This is a genomic window from Pseudomonas granadensis (genome assembly GCF_900105485.1).
GTDB lineage: Bacteria > Pseudomonadota > Gammaproteobacteria > Pseudomonadales > Pseudomonadaceae > Aquipseudomonas > Aquipseudomonas granadensis.
In genome coordinates, this window is the sequence record NZ_LT629778.1 from 5,352,389 (window position 1) to 5,366,702 (window position 14,314).

A 14,314-nucleotide genomic window follows, 5' to 3' on the forward strand; every position below is an offset into this window, starting at 1 on the left:
CATGGAACGGCAACTGGACGCTTACTGCGAGCACCTGCGCAGTGAGCGGCAGGTGTCGCCGCACACGCTGTCGGCCTACCGCCGCGACCTCGATAAAGTCCTCGGCTGGTGCATCAAGCAGAACATCGGCAGCTGGGCCGCGCTGGATATCCAGCGCCTGCGCAGCCTGATCGCTCGCCTGCATGCGCAGGGCCAGTCCTCGCGCAGCCTCGCCCGCCTGCTGTCGGCCGTACGCGGGCTCTATCACTACCTCAACCGTGAAGGCCTGTGCGATCACGACCCGGCCACCGGTCTGGCGCCACCGAAAGGCGAACGTCGCCTGCCAAAAACCCTGGATACCGACCGCGCGCTGCAACTGCTCGAAGGTGCCGTTGAAGATGATTTTCTGGCACGACGCGATCAGGCGATTCTCGAACTGTTTTACTCCTCAGGCTTGCGCCTTTCCGAACTGACCGGCCTCAATCTCGATCAACTCGATCTGGCCGACGGCATGGTTCAGGTGCTCGGCAAGGGCAGTAAAACCCGTTTGCTGCCGGTGGGCAAAAAGGCCCGCGAAGCCATCGAACAGTGGCTGCCGCTGCGGGCGATGACCAACCCGGCGGACGATGCCGTGTTCGTCAGCCAGCAAGGCCGGCGCCTTGGCCCGCGAGCGATTCAGGTGCGCGTCAAACTGGCTGGCGAGCGCGAACTGGGGCAGAACCTGCATCCGCACATGTTGCGGCATTCTTTCGCCAGCCACTTGCTCGAATCCTCGCAGGACTTGCGCGCGGTGCAAGAATTGCTCGGTCACTCCGACATCAAGACCACGCAGATCTACACCCACCTGGACTTCCAGCACCTGGCCACGGTCTACGACAGTGCCCACCCCCGGGCCAAACGCATGAAAGGCGATGATTCATGAGCATTCAGTTGATCACCTTCGACCTCGACGACACCTTGTGGGATACCGCGCCGGTGATTGCCAGCGCCGAAACCGTGTTGCGCGAATGGCTGAGCGAGCATGCGCAGAATCTGGGCGCGGTGCCGGTGGAGCATTTGTGGTCGATTCGCGAGCGAGTGCTGGCGGGCGAACCGGGTCTCAAGCACCGCATCAGCGCGCTGCGCCGACGTGTACTGTTCCATGCGCTGGAAGAAGCCGGATATGCCCACGGCGAGGCGTCGGAACTGGCTGACAAGGCGTTTGAAGTGTTTCTGCATGCACGGCATCAGATCGAAGTGTTCCCGGAAGTCGAGCCGCTGCTGGAACTGCTCGCCAATCACTATGCCCTCGGCGTGGTCACCAACGGCAATGCCGATGTGCGCCGGCTGGGGCTGGCGGATTTCTTCAAATTTGCCTTGTGCGCCGAAGATATTGGCATCGCCAAACCGGATGCGCGGCTGTTTCATGAAGCGTTGCAGCGCGGCGGCGTGGGTGCCGAGGCGGCGGTCCATATCGGCGATCATCCCGGCGATGACATTGCCGGTGCGCAGCAAGCAGGGTTGCGCGCGGTGTGGTTCAACCCGACGGGTAAGGTCTGGGAAGCGGAGCGCGCGCCGGACGCCGAGATTCGTAGCCTGACGGAATTGCCTGCCGTGCTCGCACGCTGGAATGCGCCCTCGAACTAACGCAGTTCCACTGTAGGAGTGAGCCTGCTCGCGATAGCGGTGTGACATTCAATTAGATGTATCTGATACACCGCTATCGCGAGCAGGCTCACTCCTACAGGGATTTGGTGGCCGCTCCATTTGTTTCAGACATGAAAAAGCCCGCAGCGACGGCGGGCTTTTTCAGCAAGCGAGCGACACGCCTCAGATAGGGCGGCTGCCGTACTTGTTGTCCGGCTTCTTGGGCGGATCGGCGACCACATTGGCCTCCACCTCCTGCACCTTGCCACCGCGCGCAAGGAACTCTTCCATGGCCTTGGCCAGGGCATCGCGCTCCTTGTTCTTGGCTTCAATGCTCGGCAACTCATCCACCGACACCGCAGCCTTGGCTTTGCCTTTGGCAGCCGGGGCCGGCGTATCGTCACCGCCATCGTCTTCAGCAACGTCTTCCGCTGCTGCTTCCAGACCTTCTTCGGCCTCGTCTTCGTCGCCTACTTCGAGGTCGTCGTTTTCCAGATCATCGTCGCTCATGTTCTACCTCATGACTTGCGAAAAGCAGATTAGTTATAGACCAGCTTTGGCGACTGTCGAAAGTCGCCGGAAAAAAATCGGTAACCATTGATGACCAATGGTTCATGCCCCTTCACCGTGCAAGGTGGCGAGGACTTTACGGGCACCGCCATGATCACGGTGCTCGCCCAGATAAACGCCTTGCCAGGTTCCCAGTGCCAGGCGACCTGCCGAAATCGGCAGACTGATCTGGCAGCCAAGCACGCTGGCCTTGAAGTGCGCCGGGAGGTCGTCCAGGCCTTCGTCGTTATGCTCATAGCCGTCTGTTCCTTGTGGGATCAGACGATTGAAAAATCGTTCGAAGTCGCGACGTACCGCCGGATCGGCGTTCTCGTTGATGGTCAACGACGCCGAGGTATGCTGCAGCCACAAATGCAACAGACCGATCCGACACTTCCTGAGTTCAGGCAGGTTTTCGATCAGCTCATCCGTTACCAGATGAAAGCCCCGGGGCCGTGCCCGCAGGGTTATCAGAGTCTGTTGCCACATACAGTTCTCCGCACGTTCGGGGCGCATTCTAGCGCGCTCTGGGAAAAAACAAAGGCCCTAATATTCCTGCAATCATGTAAGCCATTCGCCGGGTAAAAACGCCACGGGTAAACACGACCAAAGCTGTACGAAAAATCCTTTCAGCTGCTCTCACAGTGACAAATCGCGGACAAAAAAATGCCCGGCGAGCCGGGCAATTTTTTTCCTGTGCGTATTTACAGGTTGTAGCCGCGTTCGTTGTGCTGTGCCAGATCGAGGCCGACCGATTCTTCTTCCTCGGTCACGCGCAGACCCATCACCGCGCCCAGGACCTTGAGGATGATGAAGGTGACGATCGCGGTGTAGATCACCGTGAAGCCGACGCCTTTGATCTGAATCCAGACCTGTGCGCCGATGTCGGTCACGGTGCCGAAGCCGCCCAGTGCAGGCGCTGCAAACACACCGGTGAGGATCGCGCCGAGGATACCGCCGATACCGTGTACGCCGAACGCGTCCAGGGAATCGTCATAACCGAGTTTGCGCTTCAGGGTGGTGGCGCAGAAGAAGCACACCACGCCTGCCGCCAGACCGATCACCAGTGCGCCCATCGGGCCTACGGTGCCAGCGGCCGGCGTGATTGCCACCAGACCGGCAACCACACCCGAGGCAATGCCCAGTGCGCTTGGCTTACCATGGGTGACCCACTCGGCAAACATCCAGCCCAGTGCCGCAGCGGCGGTGGCGATCTGAGTGACCAGCATTGCCATGCCGGCAGTGCCGTTGGCGGCCGCAGCGGAGCCGGCGTTGAAGCCGAACCAGCCGACCCACAGCATGGCGGCGCCCATCAGCGTGTAACCGAGGTTGTGTGGAGCCATCGGCGTGGTCGGGAAGCCTTTGCGCTTGCCCAGCACCAGGCACGCCACCAGACCAGCGATACCGGCGTTGATGTGCACCACGGTGCCGCCAGCGAAGTCGAGTACGCCCCAGTCCCACATCAGGCCGCCGTTGCCGGACCAGACCATGTGCGCGATCGGTGCATAAACGAGGGTGAACCAGATGCCCATGAAGATCAGCATCGCGGAGAACTTCATGCGCTCGGCGAATGCACCGACGATCAGCGCCGGGGTGATGATCGCGAAAGTCATCTGAAAGGTGATGAACACTGCTTCAGGAAACAGCGCCGCGGGGCCTGTCAGGCTCGCTGGCGTGACACCGGCGAGGAACGCCTTGCCCATGCCACCGAAGAACGAATTGAAGTTGACGACGCCCTGCTCCATGCCGGTGGTGTCGAACGCAATGCTGTAGCCATAGATGACCCACAGGATGCTGATCAGACCGGTAATGGCGAAGCACTGCATCATCACGGAAAGAATGTTTTTCGAGCGGACCATGCCGCCGTAGAACAGTGCAAGGCCGGGAATGGTCATGAACAGCACAAGGGCTGTCGAGGTGAGCATCCAGGCAGTGTCGCCGGAATTGAGGACTGGGGCCGCCACTTCGTCTGCCGCCATTGCAAGGCTGGGCATTACGATGGACAACAGGGCTCCTAGCCCTGCGAATTTACGCAGAGTCATATTGTTTTCTCCTGGGGCGTTGGGGTTTGTGGCGGCTTAGATCGCGTCGGTATCGGTTTCGCCGGTACGGATGCGGATCGCCTGTTCCAGATTCACCACGAAGATCTTGCCGTCACCGATCTTGCCGGTGTTGGCAGCCTTGGTTATTGCTTCGATAACCCGGTCCAGATCCTTGTCGTCGATGGCCACGTCGATTTTCACCTTGGGCAGAAAATCGACCACATATTCCGCGCCGCGATACAGCTCGGTGTGACCCTTCTGCCGGCCGAAGCCTTTGACTTCAGTAACGGTAATGCCCTGCACGCCGATTTCGGACAGCGACTCGCGCACGTCGTCCAACTTGAACGGCTTGATGATGGCAGTGACTAGCTTCATGAAACTCTCTCCCGAATTGGTGGACTTGCCCCAGGAAAACAAACCCGACTCAAGTCTAAGCGCAGTGCCTGGCTTTGTAACGCATCGTCGGCCTTGCCTGCCCGACTGACGCCAGCTAACCGCATCCAGACGAAACTCCCCGCTCCGTCTGCCGCACTGCATTCGTCACAGCGACTGCATCAGTGCATGGGTCGAGGGTGACTAAGCAGAAACCTTGCCATCTCGCCAAAACGCCATGATTTCAGTCCCTTGGCCGCTACAGCAGACACTCTTGCGCAAACCGCCGTGCCGATACGCACAACAACGGTGCGCTGCCGTCCGTCCGCCTGCACGAAAAGCGTGCATCCCTGACCACGGGATTGACTATAGACACTGCGTGATACACTGCCGCCCATTGTTTCCAGGACATCCACCATGCTCGCGCCCAAAGACTTCCTCGACGCCCTGAGCGGCACCGCCTCCCGCCTGTTCAGCGGCGACACCCCGCTGCCGAAAGCCGAAATCGAAAGCCAGTTCAAGATGCTGCTGCAGAGTGCCTTCAGCAAACTCGACCTGGTCAGCCGTGAAGAGTTTGATAGTCAGATGGTGGTGTTGGCCCGAACGCGTGCACGGCTTGAGAGCCTTGAAGCGAAGGTTGCCGAGATGGAAGCGAAGCTGACGCCGCCTGCTGAATAACACCGCAATCCCCTGTGGGAGCTAGCTGAACAGGTAAACCGCACGGTTGTGAACTCATGGTGGAGAAAGGCTCTGCAATTGATCTGATTTTTTGCGCTGCAACCTCACCAAAGGTCATTTCAGCGATACCACTGAAATGACCTTTTTTGTGTCTACGTTATCTCCCCCCCTACTCCGAAATCCTCCACTCACTGAAGTAACGTCCTACAAAACGCGTCCCCCACGTCTGATTTCGCTGCCCCTCTCTGCTGGCTATCTTCTGCGACCAGCTCCAAACAGATGAAAACAATGAGAAGAAAAGGCAAAGCAACGGATCTTCGTAACCAGACATTCAGATCAAACTCGCGAAAGATCGCCCTACAAATTCTTTCTCAAGGACATTGCCCCGAGAATCCCAAATATTGATGCAGCAGCGGTCAAGTTTGAGCCAATTACCCCAGCAGCGATAAAGCAATACTTTCTCTGGGAGGGGCCAACAATTTTCCCTTGGGATGACGTTGCAGACTGGAAAAGTAAAGATGCGAAAGGTCTGGATTTGGCGATATGGTTCAAACAGATTCTTTGCGGCATGTGCTATGCGACCCCGCGCGCAAGCTCTATCTGCTTAAAGATTATTCTGTTGGAAGGGCATCCGGATAGGGCGCACCCGCTTCGCGGCAGGATCGCGCCGATTGCTCTGCTTGTCGCAGATCACTATGCGCGAGCGCTAGGATGCAAAGAAATCGAGATTCAGGATCCTGATCCGAATGTTGTTTTTTACTACCGAAAACTAGGGTTCGAATTCGACCACACCAACCGGCTTGTCATTTCTGTGAACGGTCAATAACATCGAAATCAACAACCCAATCGCACGAGGTGCGTATGAGCCCAAAAAAGCGAAAGGCAAAGCTTCTTCAGATTGTTGAACTACATCTCGAAGCACTCCGGTTGGCTGGGAATATGTCAGCCAACCAACGGCGATTTATTGAAGTTGCTGTTACGTGTGGGCCAGAGCTTGAGCCAAGCGGCCCGCTGGCCGGTAGAAGATCCTGAGTCAAAAATAAAAAGGCGTCCATAGGACGCCTTTTTTGTGTTTGGAGGAGTAGTCGCAGCGATTCATTAGCTCTTGGCTTTGCAGCCATGGGTTCAGAATCCGACGAGCTGGCCCGTCGTCACTACTTCAGAGAAACCAGCTTTCTCTGCTGCCAAAAATGCGGGGGAGCTTTTACTGGTGCCCAGTCCCGACGAATGCGCAGTTGCAGTCCTCGAGCGGGAGGATTCGTCAATGCCGAGCGAGAGTCAACGCTCCAATTCAGGCAAGCAGTGACAGCCAATCGGGTCTGGATACGTCTTGTAAACCTCTATTTCAGCACTGAAGCCCGGCTCAACTACCCTTCAAAAACCCGCAGGAAGCGGCCCACGATTCAGCTCAAGGAACGACCATGTCTCTCTCCATCGTCCACAGCCGCGCCCAGATTGGCGTGGAAGCCCCTGCTGTCACCGTCGAAGTCCATCTGGCCAACGGTCTGCCGTCGCTGACCATGGTCGGGCTGCCCGAGGCGGCGGTGAAGGAGAGCAAGGATCGGGTGCGCAGCGCGATCATCAATTCCGGGCTGCAGTTTCCGGCGCGGCGGATCACGCTGAATCTGGCCCCGGCGGATCTGCCCAAGGATGGCGGGCGGTTTGATCTGGCGATTGCCTTGGGGATTCTGTCGGCGAGTGTGCAGGTGCCGTGCCTGACGCTGGACGAGGTGGAATGCCTGGGCGAACTGGCGTTGTCCGGCGCGGTACGAGCAGTGCGCGGGGTATTGCCGGCAGCGTTGGCGGCGCGCAAGGCCGGGCGTGCGTTGGTGGTGCCTCGGGCGAATGCGGAAGAAGCGTGTCTGGCCTCGGGACTTAAGGTGTTTGCAGTCGATCATCTGCTTGAGGCTGTGGCGCATTTCAACGGGCATACGCCGGTTGAGCCGTATGTCTCTGACGGCTTGATGCATGCCAGCAAGCCCTATCCCGACTTGAATGAAGTGCAGGGTCAGATGGCAGCCAAACGTGCGTTGCTGATCGCGGCGGCTGGCGCGCATAACCTGCTGTTCAGCGGGCCTCCGGGTACCGGTAAAACATTGTTGGCGAGTCGTCTGCCGGGGCTTCTGCCGCCGCTGGCCGAGAGTGAAGCGCTGGAGGTGGCGGCGATCCAGTCGGTCGCCAGCGGTGCGCCGCTGACCCATTGGCCGCAACGCCCCTTTCGCCAACCGCACCATTCGGCATCCGGACCGGCACTGGTCGGTGGCAGCTCGAAACCGCAACCCGGAGAGATCACCCTCGCCCATCACGGCGTGCTGTTTCTCGACGAACTGCCGGAGTTCGATCGCAAGGTACTGGAGGTTTTGCGCGAGCCGTTGGAGTCCGGGCACATCGTGATTGCCCGAGCCAAGGATCGTGTGCGTTTTCCGGCGCGTTTTCAGTTAGTCGCCGCGATGAATCCCTGCCCCTGTGGATATCTTGGCGAACCCAGCGGCAAGTGCTCATGCACGCCGGACATGGTCCAGCGCTATCGCAACAAACTGTCGGGCCCGCTGCTGGACCGGATCGATTTGCACCTGACGGTGGCGCGCGAGGCGACGGCATTGAACCCGCAGGTGAAGCCGGGCGAAGACAGTGCCAGTGCAGCCGCGTTGGTTGCCGAGGCCCGTGAACGACAGCAAACAAGGCAGGGCTGCGCCAATGCCTTTCTCGATTTGCCGGGACTGAAACGGCACTGCAAGTTATCTACAGCCGATGAAACCTGGCTGGAAACCGCCTGCGAACGCTTGACCCTGTCGCTACGCTCGGCGCATCGCTTGCTCAAGGTTGCCCGAACACTGGCAGACCTCGAACAAGCCGATGCCATCAAACGCGAGCACCTGGCCGAGGCGCTGCAATATCGGCCAGCGACGCCTTAATGCGCGGTCAGATCCACCAGCGGCGTCTGCCGCACTTCAGTTTCACGCCCGGCCTGGATCTCGGTCACACGCTTCAGGGCGTTATCCACAGCGCCCTTGTCCGCAAGCAGGCTGTAACTGATCTGGAATTGCTGACTGGCTTTCGGTGCAATGGTCGGCACCAGCTTCAGCGGACGCTGATAATGGCGGTTGTAGGAAAAACTCGTCCCCGGTTCCAGGCCGGTGACATAGCCCTGCCCTTGGGTATCGGTATTTTTCCACAGGGAAAACACCGGCAGTTGCGAGGTGTTGAAACCGACCGAGACGCCCAGGCTACCTGCCTTGTTATGCAGCACGGTCAGCGTTTGTCCCTTGGCATCGGCATAGGGCACGACGTTGTAGACAGTTTCGTCGTAGTCCTTGGTCGGCCCGCGATAGGTTTGCCAGTCGGCCAGATCACCCTTGGCCTTGTCGTTGAATGGCGAGACCTGTTTGACCGGCGCGGCAAAACGGGCGCCTTGCTCAAGAAATGGCGTGCTGAAGTTGCTGTGATACAGCGCCTGATATTCCTTCGGGTAATCGCCGTTGTTGGTCAGCGTATCGTTGAGGCTAAAGGCGGCGCTGCCCGGCAGCGTGACCAGTTCGGTAGCCACGGAGAAGTCGACCTTCTTGAACGCCTGCTCTTTCAACTCGCCACGCAGGCTGATGGCATAGGGCGGTTTTTCGTCGATGTGCAGGGTGACAGTGCTGGCCGGGATATTGGCGGCGCGGCCGTGCAAAGTCAGCAGCTCACCATTGTCCATGCCCGGATGGCCGACCCATTCATAACCACAGCGGGTCACCAGTTCGTTGAAGCCTTCCAGCCAGCCGAGGCCACCGCGTCCGTTGAGTTCGATGAAGGCCGGGTTGACCACCTCCTTGACCGGCGAATCCCAGCCCATCCGCACGTCGCCGACGGACGCCTGCAAGACGTTCATGCCACGGGTCGGCACTACGGAGAGTTTCATGGTGCCGTTATCGATGTCGACGATGCTCACGCCTTCCTGCCGGCCGCCGTGCAGGGTGCGCAGGCTGACGGAAAAGGGTTTGTCGGTTTTCACGCCCAGTTGCGCGCTGGTGATGGTCCAGTTTTGCGCGGGTTTGTTGGTGTCGAGAAGGACGTAATCCCAGGCCATGGCGTGGGAAGCAGCAGAGAGCGCGCCGAGTGCGAGGGCGAGTTTGAGCGGGGTCATGGCAGCAGCCTTTATTGGAGTTGTGCCATTTTTATAGCGCTGCGGAAACGATTCAGCAAGTGCATTGAATCGACAGATCACATGTTCTGCCGAAGATCTTCAGTGATGCAATCGCGAGCAGGCTCGCTCCCACAGAGGTTCAGGGGCTTCACAACATTTGTGATTCGCACCGGACACTGTGGGAGCGATCCTGCTCGCGATAGCTATTTCAAAGGCGCATCAACGGAAGCGATCAACCTCGGAGCGCAGGTCCGCCGCCAGTTTTTCCAGCTCTTTGGCGGTCACCGCAAGGTTGGAAACCACTTCGCGTTGTTCGCTGTTAGCCAGCGCAATGCTCTGCAAGTTGCTGCTCAGCAACGTTGCCGTGCTGCTCTGCTCCTGCGTCGCGGTGGTGATCGCGGCAAACTGCTGGCCCGCCGAACGGCTCTGCTCATCGATCCGCGCCAGCGCCGAGGCGACATTGGCGTTGCGCGACAGGCCTTCCTGCATCAGCACATTGCCCTGCTCCATGGTGCTGATCGCGTTGCCGGTTTCCTGCTGGATGCTGTGGATCATGCTGGAGATTTCATCAGTGGCCTGACGAGTACGCGAGGCCAGGCTGCGCACTTCGTCGGCGACCACGGCAAAGCCGCGACCCTGCTCACCGGCACGCGCCGCTTCGATCGCCGCGTTGAGTGCCAACAGGTTGGTCTGCTCGGCAATCGAGGTGATCACGCCAACGATGCCGCCGATTTCCTGGGAACGCTGACCGAGGGTATTGATTACGGTGGCGGTGCTGTTGAGGGCGCCGGCGATTTGCTCAAGCGACGACGAGGCTTCTTCCATCGAGCTGCGGCCGATCTGCGTCTGCTGAGCATTTTCCTGGGCCAGACGCTGGGTGGCGCTCATGTTGTCGGCGATGTTCAGCGAGGTCGCGCTGAACTCTTCCACCGCGCCGGCCATGCTGGTGATCTCGCCGGACTGCTGCTCCATGCCGTCATAGGCACCGCCGGACAGCCCGGACAACGCCTGCGCCCGGCTGTTGACCTCTTCAGAGGAGCGACGGATGTGCTCGACCATGGTCGACAAGGCCTGGCTCATCTGGTTGAACGCTCGCGACAACTGACCGATTTCATCGTTGCTCGACACGTTCAGACGTACGCTCAGATCACCCGCGCCCAACGCTTCGGCCTGCCGAACCAGATCGCTCAACGGCGCCAGTTTGCTGCGCAGCAGCCAGACTACCGAACCGACCGCCAGCAACATCGCCAGCAGACTGCCAATTGCCAGTTGCGTGCCGACGCTCCAGGTCACCGCGCGAATCTCGGCTTTCGGCATGCTCGCCACCACCGACCACGGGCCACCTTCGAACGGCACGGCAATGCTGTAGAAATCTTCGCCGTTGTCGCTCCAGAACTCGCCTTTACCCGGAGTTTTCACCAGTGCGTTGATGGCTGGCACCGCTTGGTCCAGCGACTGGACACCGGCGATCGGCACCAGCCATTTGTTCTGCTCGTCGAGCAGGGCCAGCGAGCCGGTCTGGCCGATGCGGAAGCGCTTGAGGTTGGCGAACTGGGCGTTCTGCGCGTCGGTGTAATCGAAGCCGACATACAACACGGCAATGATCTTGCCGCTGCCGTCACGCACCGGCGTGTACTGCGACATGTAATAGCGCTCGAACAGCAGCGAGCGGCCGACGTAACTCTGCCCCGCCATCAACTTCGCGTACGCCGGGTTGGCATGATCGAGCACGGTGCCGATGGCGCGGGTGCCGTCCTGCTTGCTGACGTTGGTGCTGACGCGAATGAAGTCTTCGCCGCTGCGCACGAACACCGTGGCCACACCGGCGGTCATCTGCTTGAACTCGTCGACTTCCTTGAAGTTGTTGTTCAGCACTTCGTTGCCCAGATGCAGGCCTGGGGTCTGCACGCCGGCCACGGTCACGGGCTGGTCAGGGTGCACGCTCAGGCCGCTGCCGAAGCGCTTTTCGAACAAGCCGCTCAGGCGCAGGGTGCTTTCACGCAAGGTGCCGTGGAACGTGCTCAGTTGGTCGGCCAGCAGCCGCGCCTCACTGGCCAGATGCTCTTCACGGGTGGCGAGGTTGGCAGAGTCCAGCGAACGCAGGGCGAACACCGTACTGCCGCTGATGACAATCGCCAGTATCACGGCGAGGGCGAGGCCCAGCTGCGAGGCGATCCGAGCACGAGGTTGAGACATGAACAGCTCCTGGCCGAGCCACCGAATCCTCCTTGATCGCGGTAAATGCCCGGGAAAATATTCTAATAATGGGGGTGCAGCCTGGAACCGGCACGACGGTTCCACTTGCTCATAGTCGGCGGTGAATCCGAATACTTGAGCGCGCAACGTGGGTATGGCTTAAGGCCTGCATTGTCGCCGCTCCAACGTTTCAGCTCAAGCGCGCCACCGCTGGCAGTTCCATGGCGCGGACTTCGCCCTGGAGGAAGTCACTGAGGCGGCGCAAACGTTCACCTCCGGGACGGGTTTTCGGCCACACCAGGTAATAATTCAGGCCACTGGCGACCGCCGTCGGCCACGGCAGGCTCAGACGTCCTTGGGCGACATCTTCAGCCACCATCAACAGATCGCCCATCGACACGCCGTAGCCGCGCGCCGCAGCGATCATCCCCAGTTCGAGGGTATCGAACACTTGCCCACCCTTGAGTGAAACCTGATCCGACAATCCCATGCATTCCAGCCAACTGCGCCAGTCGCGACGGTCCGGGGTCGGATGAAGCAATTCGGTGCTGGCCAGCCGCTCCACATCCCACGGTTGGTCGTTGAGCAGATTGGGCGCACCGACCGGGATCAGCTCCTCGGCAAACAACAGGCTGGCCTCCCAGTCCGGCGGAAAATGGCCATCGCTCAACAGCACGGCGCAATCGAACGGCTCGTCATTGAAATCCACCGAATCGATGTCCATCCACGCGCTGGTCAGTTGTACTTCGTTGCCCGGCTGCAAATGGCGAAAGCGACTCAGGCGCGCCAACAGCCAGCGCATGGTCAGGGTCGACGGCGCCTTCATGCGCAGGATGTCGTCTTCGGCGCGCAAAGTGTTGCAGGCGCGCTCCAGCGCAGTGAAACCTTCGCGAATGCCCGGCAATAAAAGCCGCGCGGCTTCGGTCAGTTGCAAATTGCGCCCGCTGCGCTGAAACAACCGGCAGGCAAAGTGTTCTTCGAGGGTGCGGATATGTCGACTCACTGCACTCTGGGTAATCGACAACTCTTCAGCAGCGCGGGTGAACGAGCTATGCCGCGCCGCCGCTTCGAATGCGCGCAGGGCATACAACGGTGGAAGGCGACGGGACATGTGCAAGGCTCCAGTGGCGGGATGCGGCCAACTTAGCAGAATCGGCGCTGGATGAGTTTTAATCATGCCACCCATCCTTTTTATCCCTTTGTGCAATTACGCCCACACGCCGAGAATCGATGCTCTCCTGTTCCCTCTGAATCGAGTGGTGATGACATGCAGCATCCTGTGCGTAGCGAACTCTGGGCCATTTTGCGGCTGGCCGGGCCGCTGATCGCTTCCCAGTTGGCGCACATGCTCATGGTGCTGACTGACACGCTAATGATGGCGCGCCTGAGTCCCGAGGCCTTGGCGGGCGGAGGCCTGGGCGCGGCGAGCTATTCGTTCGTGTCGATTTTCTGCATCGGCGTGATCGCCGCCGTCGGCACGCTGGTGGCGATTCGGCAGGGTGCCGGCGATATCATCGGTGCGGCGCGCCTGACCCAGGCCGGTTTGTGGCTGGCGTGGCTGATGGCACTGGGCGCCGGACTGTTGTTGTGGAACCTCAAACCGGTATTGTTGCTGTTCGGCCAGACCGAAACCAACGTCAATGCCGCCGGGCAATTTCTGATCGCCCTGCCCTTCGCCCTGCCCGGCTACCTGAGCTTCATGGCGTTGCGTGGTTTCACCAGTGCGATTGGTCGAGCGACGCCGGTGATGGTCATCAGCCTCGCCGGCACCGTGGCCAACTTCTTGCTCAATTACGCCTTGATCACCGGCATGTTCGGCCTGCCGCAGCTCGGACTGACCGGTATTGGCCTGGTCACGGCGATTGTTGCCAACTGCATGGCACTGGCGCTGGCCTGGCATATCCGTCGGCATCCGGCGTACGACGCTTATCCCTTGCGTGCCGGGCTGGCGCGGCCCAACCGGCAATATCTGAAAGAACTGTGGCGCCTCGGCCTGCCAATCGGCGGCACCTATGCGGTGGAAGTCGGTTTGTTTGCCTTCGCCGCGCTGTGCATGGGCACCATGGGCAGTACGCAAATGGGCGCGCACCAGATCGCGCTGCAGATCGTTTCGGTGGCGTTCATGGTGCCGGCCGGAATGTCCTATGCGATCACCATGCGCGTCGGCCAGCATTACGGCGCCGGGCAACTGATTGACGCGCGCATGTCCGGTCGCGTCGGCATCGCCTTCGGTGCAGTGGTGATGCTCGGTTTTGCCTTGGTGTTCTGGCTATTGCCGAACGAACTGGTCGGGTTGTTCCTTGACCATGACGACCCGGCGTATGCCGAGGTGATCCGCCTCGCGGTCAGCCTGCTGGCCGTGGCGGCCTGGTTCGAGCTGTTCGATGGCACGCAGACGATCGCCATGGGCTGTATTCGCGGGCTCAAGGACGCCAAGACTACGTTTCTGGTCGGGCTTGCTTGCTACTGGCTGATCGGCGCGCCGGCGGCGTGGTGGATGGCGTTCCACCTGAACGGGGGGCCGACCGGGGTCTGGTGGGGGCTGGCACTCGGGTTGGCGTGCGCGGCGGTGAGCCTGACGCTGGCGTTTGAGTGGAAGATGCAGCGGATGATTCGGCGCGAGCCGCAATCTCAGGGCTTCAACATTCCTCAAGCCGAATGAGATCCCCTGCAGGAGTGAGCCTGCTCGCGATAGCGGTGTATCAGACAATGCGAATGTCGGCCGTTGGAAAGCTATCGCGAGCAG

General features: G+C 60.1%; 12 protein-coding genes. 5 read left to right on the top strand and 7 right to left on the bottom strand.

Annotation, left to right across the window (positions count from 1 at the left end):
* The first annotated feature begins 1 nt into the window (after window position 1).
* Both xerC and BLU52_RS23940 read left to right on the top strand, forming a co-directional pair.
* Entirely contained in the window at window positions 2–901 is a 900-nt protein-coding gene (gene xerC, locus BLU52_RS23935; protein WP_090287452.1) for a tyrosine recombinase XerC, read from the top strand.
* On the top strand, window positions 898–1,605 hold the full coding sequence (locus BLU52_RS23940) for an HAD family hydrolase (RefSeq protein WP_090287454.1): 708 nt from the start codon (window positions 898–900) through the stop codon (window positions 1,603–1,605). Before xerC ends, BLU52_RS23940 begins: the two co-directional genes overlap by 4 nt.
* A gap of 183 nt (window positions 1,606–1,788) precedes the next feature.
* Here BLU52_RS23940 and sutA read toward each other — a convergent pair whose 3' ends face one another.
* From sutA to glnK, 4 genes are all read right to left on the bottom strand, one after another.
* Window positions 1,789–2,115, bottom strand: coding sequence for a transcriptional regulator SutA (gene sutA / locus BLU52_RS23945; protein WP_016772583.1), 327 nt, complete (start codon window positions 2,113–2,115; stop codon window positions 1,789–1,791).
* 102 nt (window positions 2,116–2,217) lie between these two features.
* Complete coding sequence (locus BLU52_RS23950; protein ID WP_090287457.1) at window positions 2,218–2,643, bottom strand: secondary thiamine-phosphate synthase enzyme YjbQ; 426 nt, start codon at window positions 2,641–2,643, stop codon at window positions 2,218–2,220.
* 215 nt (window positions 2,644–2,858) lie between these two features.
* Entirely contained in the window at window positions 2,859–4,196 is a 1,338-nt protein-coding gene (locus tag BLU52_RS23955) for an ammonium transporter (protein WP_090287459.1), read from the bottom strand.
* A gap of 36 nt (window positions 4,197–4,232) precedes the next feature.
* On the bottom strand, window positions 4,233–4,571 hold the full coding sequence (gene glnK / locus BLU52_RS23960; RefSeq protein ID WP_002555808.1) for a P-II family nitrogen regulator: 339 nt from the start codon (window positions 4,569–4,571) through the stop codon (window positions 4,233–4,235).
* Window positions 4,572–4,985: 414 nt separating this feature from the next.
* Between glnK and BLU52_RS23965 the strand changes: the two genes are divergently transcribed.
* Together BLU52_RS23965 and BLU52_RS23975 are read left to right on the top strand one after the other, a co-directional pair.
* The gene (locus BLU52_RS23965; protein ID WP_007920416.1) at window positions 4,986–5,246 is read left to right on the top strand and encodes an accessory factor UbiK family protein; all 261 of its coding nucleotides are present in this window, start codon (window positions 4,986–4,988) and stop codon (window positions 5,244–5,246) included.
* 1,421 nt (window positions 5,247–6,667) lie between these two features.
* The gene (locus tag BLU52_RS23975; RefSeq protein ID WP_090287461.1) at window positions 6,668–8,161 is read left to right on the top strand and encodes a YifB family Mg chelatase-like AAA ATPase; all 1,494 of its coding nucleotides are present in this window, start codon (window positions 6,668–6,670) and stop codon (window positions 8,159–8,161) included.
* Here BLU52_RS23975 and BLU52_RS23980 read toward each other — a convergent pair.
* The 3 genes from BLU52_RS23980 to BLU52_RS23990 form a co-directional block, all read right to left on the bottom strand.
* Window positions 8,158–9,372 carry an aldose 1-epimerase family protein gene (locus tag BLU52_RS23980; RefSeq protein WP_090287463.1) on the bottom strand — a complete coding sequence of 405 codons (1,215 nt, stop codon included), beginning with the start codon at window positions 9,370–9,372 and terminating at the stop codon, window positions 8,158–8,160. The genes BLU52_RS23975 and BLU52_RS23980 overlap by 4 nt on opposite strands.
* A 219-nt stretch (window positions 9,373–9,591) precedes the next feature.
* On the bottom strand, window positions 9,592–11,568 hold the full coding sequence (locus BLU52_RS23985; RefSeq protein WP_090287466.1) for a methyl-accepting chemotaxis protein: 1,977 nt from the start codon (window positions 11,566–11,568) through the stop codon (window positions 9,592–9,594).
* 190 nt (window positions 11,569–11,758) lie between these two features.
* A complete protein-coding gene (locus BLU52_RS23990) occupies window positions 11,759–12,679 on the bottom strand; it encodes a LysR substrate-binding domain-containing protein (protein ID WP_090287468.1) in 921 nt (306 codons plus the stop codon).
* Between the two features lie 156 nt (window positions 12,680–12,835).
* Between BLU52_RS23990 and BLU52_RS23995 the strand changes: the two genes are divergently transcribed.
* Window positions 12,836–14,230: a NorM family multidrug efflux MATE transporter gene (locus BLU52_RS23995; RefSeq protein ID WP_090287470.1), complete on the top strand. Its 1,395-nt coding sequence runs from the start codon at window positions 12,836–12,838 to the stop codon at window positions 14,228–14,230.
* The last annotated feature ends 84 nt before the right edge of the window (window positions 14,231–14,314 follow it).

Bases quoted from the DNA above. Each gene is read 5' to 3' on its own strand.
- xerC (WP_090287452.1), top strand. From the start codon at position 2: ATGGAACGGCAACTGGACGCTTACTGCGAGCACCTGCGCAGTGAGCGG.
- BLU52_RS23940 (WP_090287454.1), top strand. From the start codon at position 898: ATGAGCATTCAGTTGATCACCTTCGACCTCGACGACACCTTGTGGGAT.
- sutA (WP_016772583.1), bottom strand. From the start codon at position 2,115: ATGAGCGACGATGATCTGGAAAACGACGACCTCGAAGTAGGCGACGAA.
- BLU52_RS23950 (WP_090287457.1), bottom strand. From the start codon at position 2,643: ATGTGGCAACAGACTCTGATAACCCTGCGGGCACGGCCCCGGGGCTTT.
- BLU52_RS23955 (WP_090287459.1), bottom strand. From the start codon at position 4,196: ATGACTCTGCGTAAATTCGCAGGGCTAGGAGCCCTGTTGTCCATCGTA.
- glnK (WP_002555808.1), bottom strand. From the start codon at position 4,571: ATGAAGCTAGTCACTGCCATCATCAAGCCGTTCAAGTTGGACGACGTG.
- BLU52_RS23965 (WP_007920416.1), top strand. From the start codon at position 4,986: ATGCTCGCGCCCAAAGACTTCCTCGACGCCCTGAGCGGCACCGCCTCC.
- BLU52_RS23975 (WP_090287461.1), top strand. From the start codon at position 6,668: ATGTCTCTCTCCATCGTCCACAGCCGCGCCCAGATTGGCGTGGAAGCC.
- BLU52_RS23980 (WP_090287463.1), bottom strand. From the start codon at position 9,372: ATGACCCCGCTCAAACTCGCCCTCGCACTCGGCGCGCTCTCTGCTGCT.
- BLU52_RS23985 (WP_090287466.1), bottom strand. From the start codon at position 11,568: ATGTCTCAACCTCGTGCTCGGATCGCCTCGCAGCTGGGCCTCGCCCTC.
- BLU52_RS23990 (WP_090287468.1), bottom strand. From the start codon at position 12,679: ATGTCCCGTCGCCTTCCACCGTTGTATGCCCTGCGCGCATTCGAAGCG.
- BLU52_RS23995 (WP_090287470.1), top strand. From the start codon at position 12,836: ATGCAGCATCCTGTGCGTAGCGAACTCTGGGCCATTTTGCGGCTGGCC.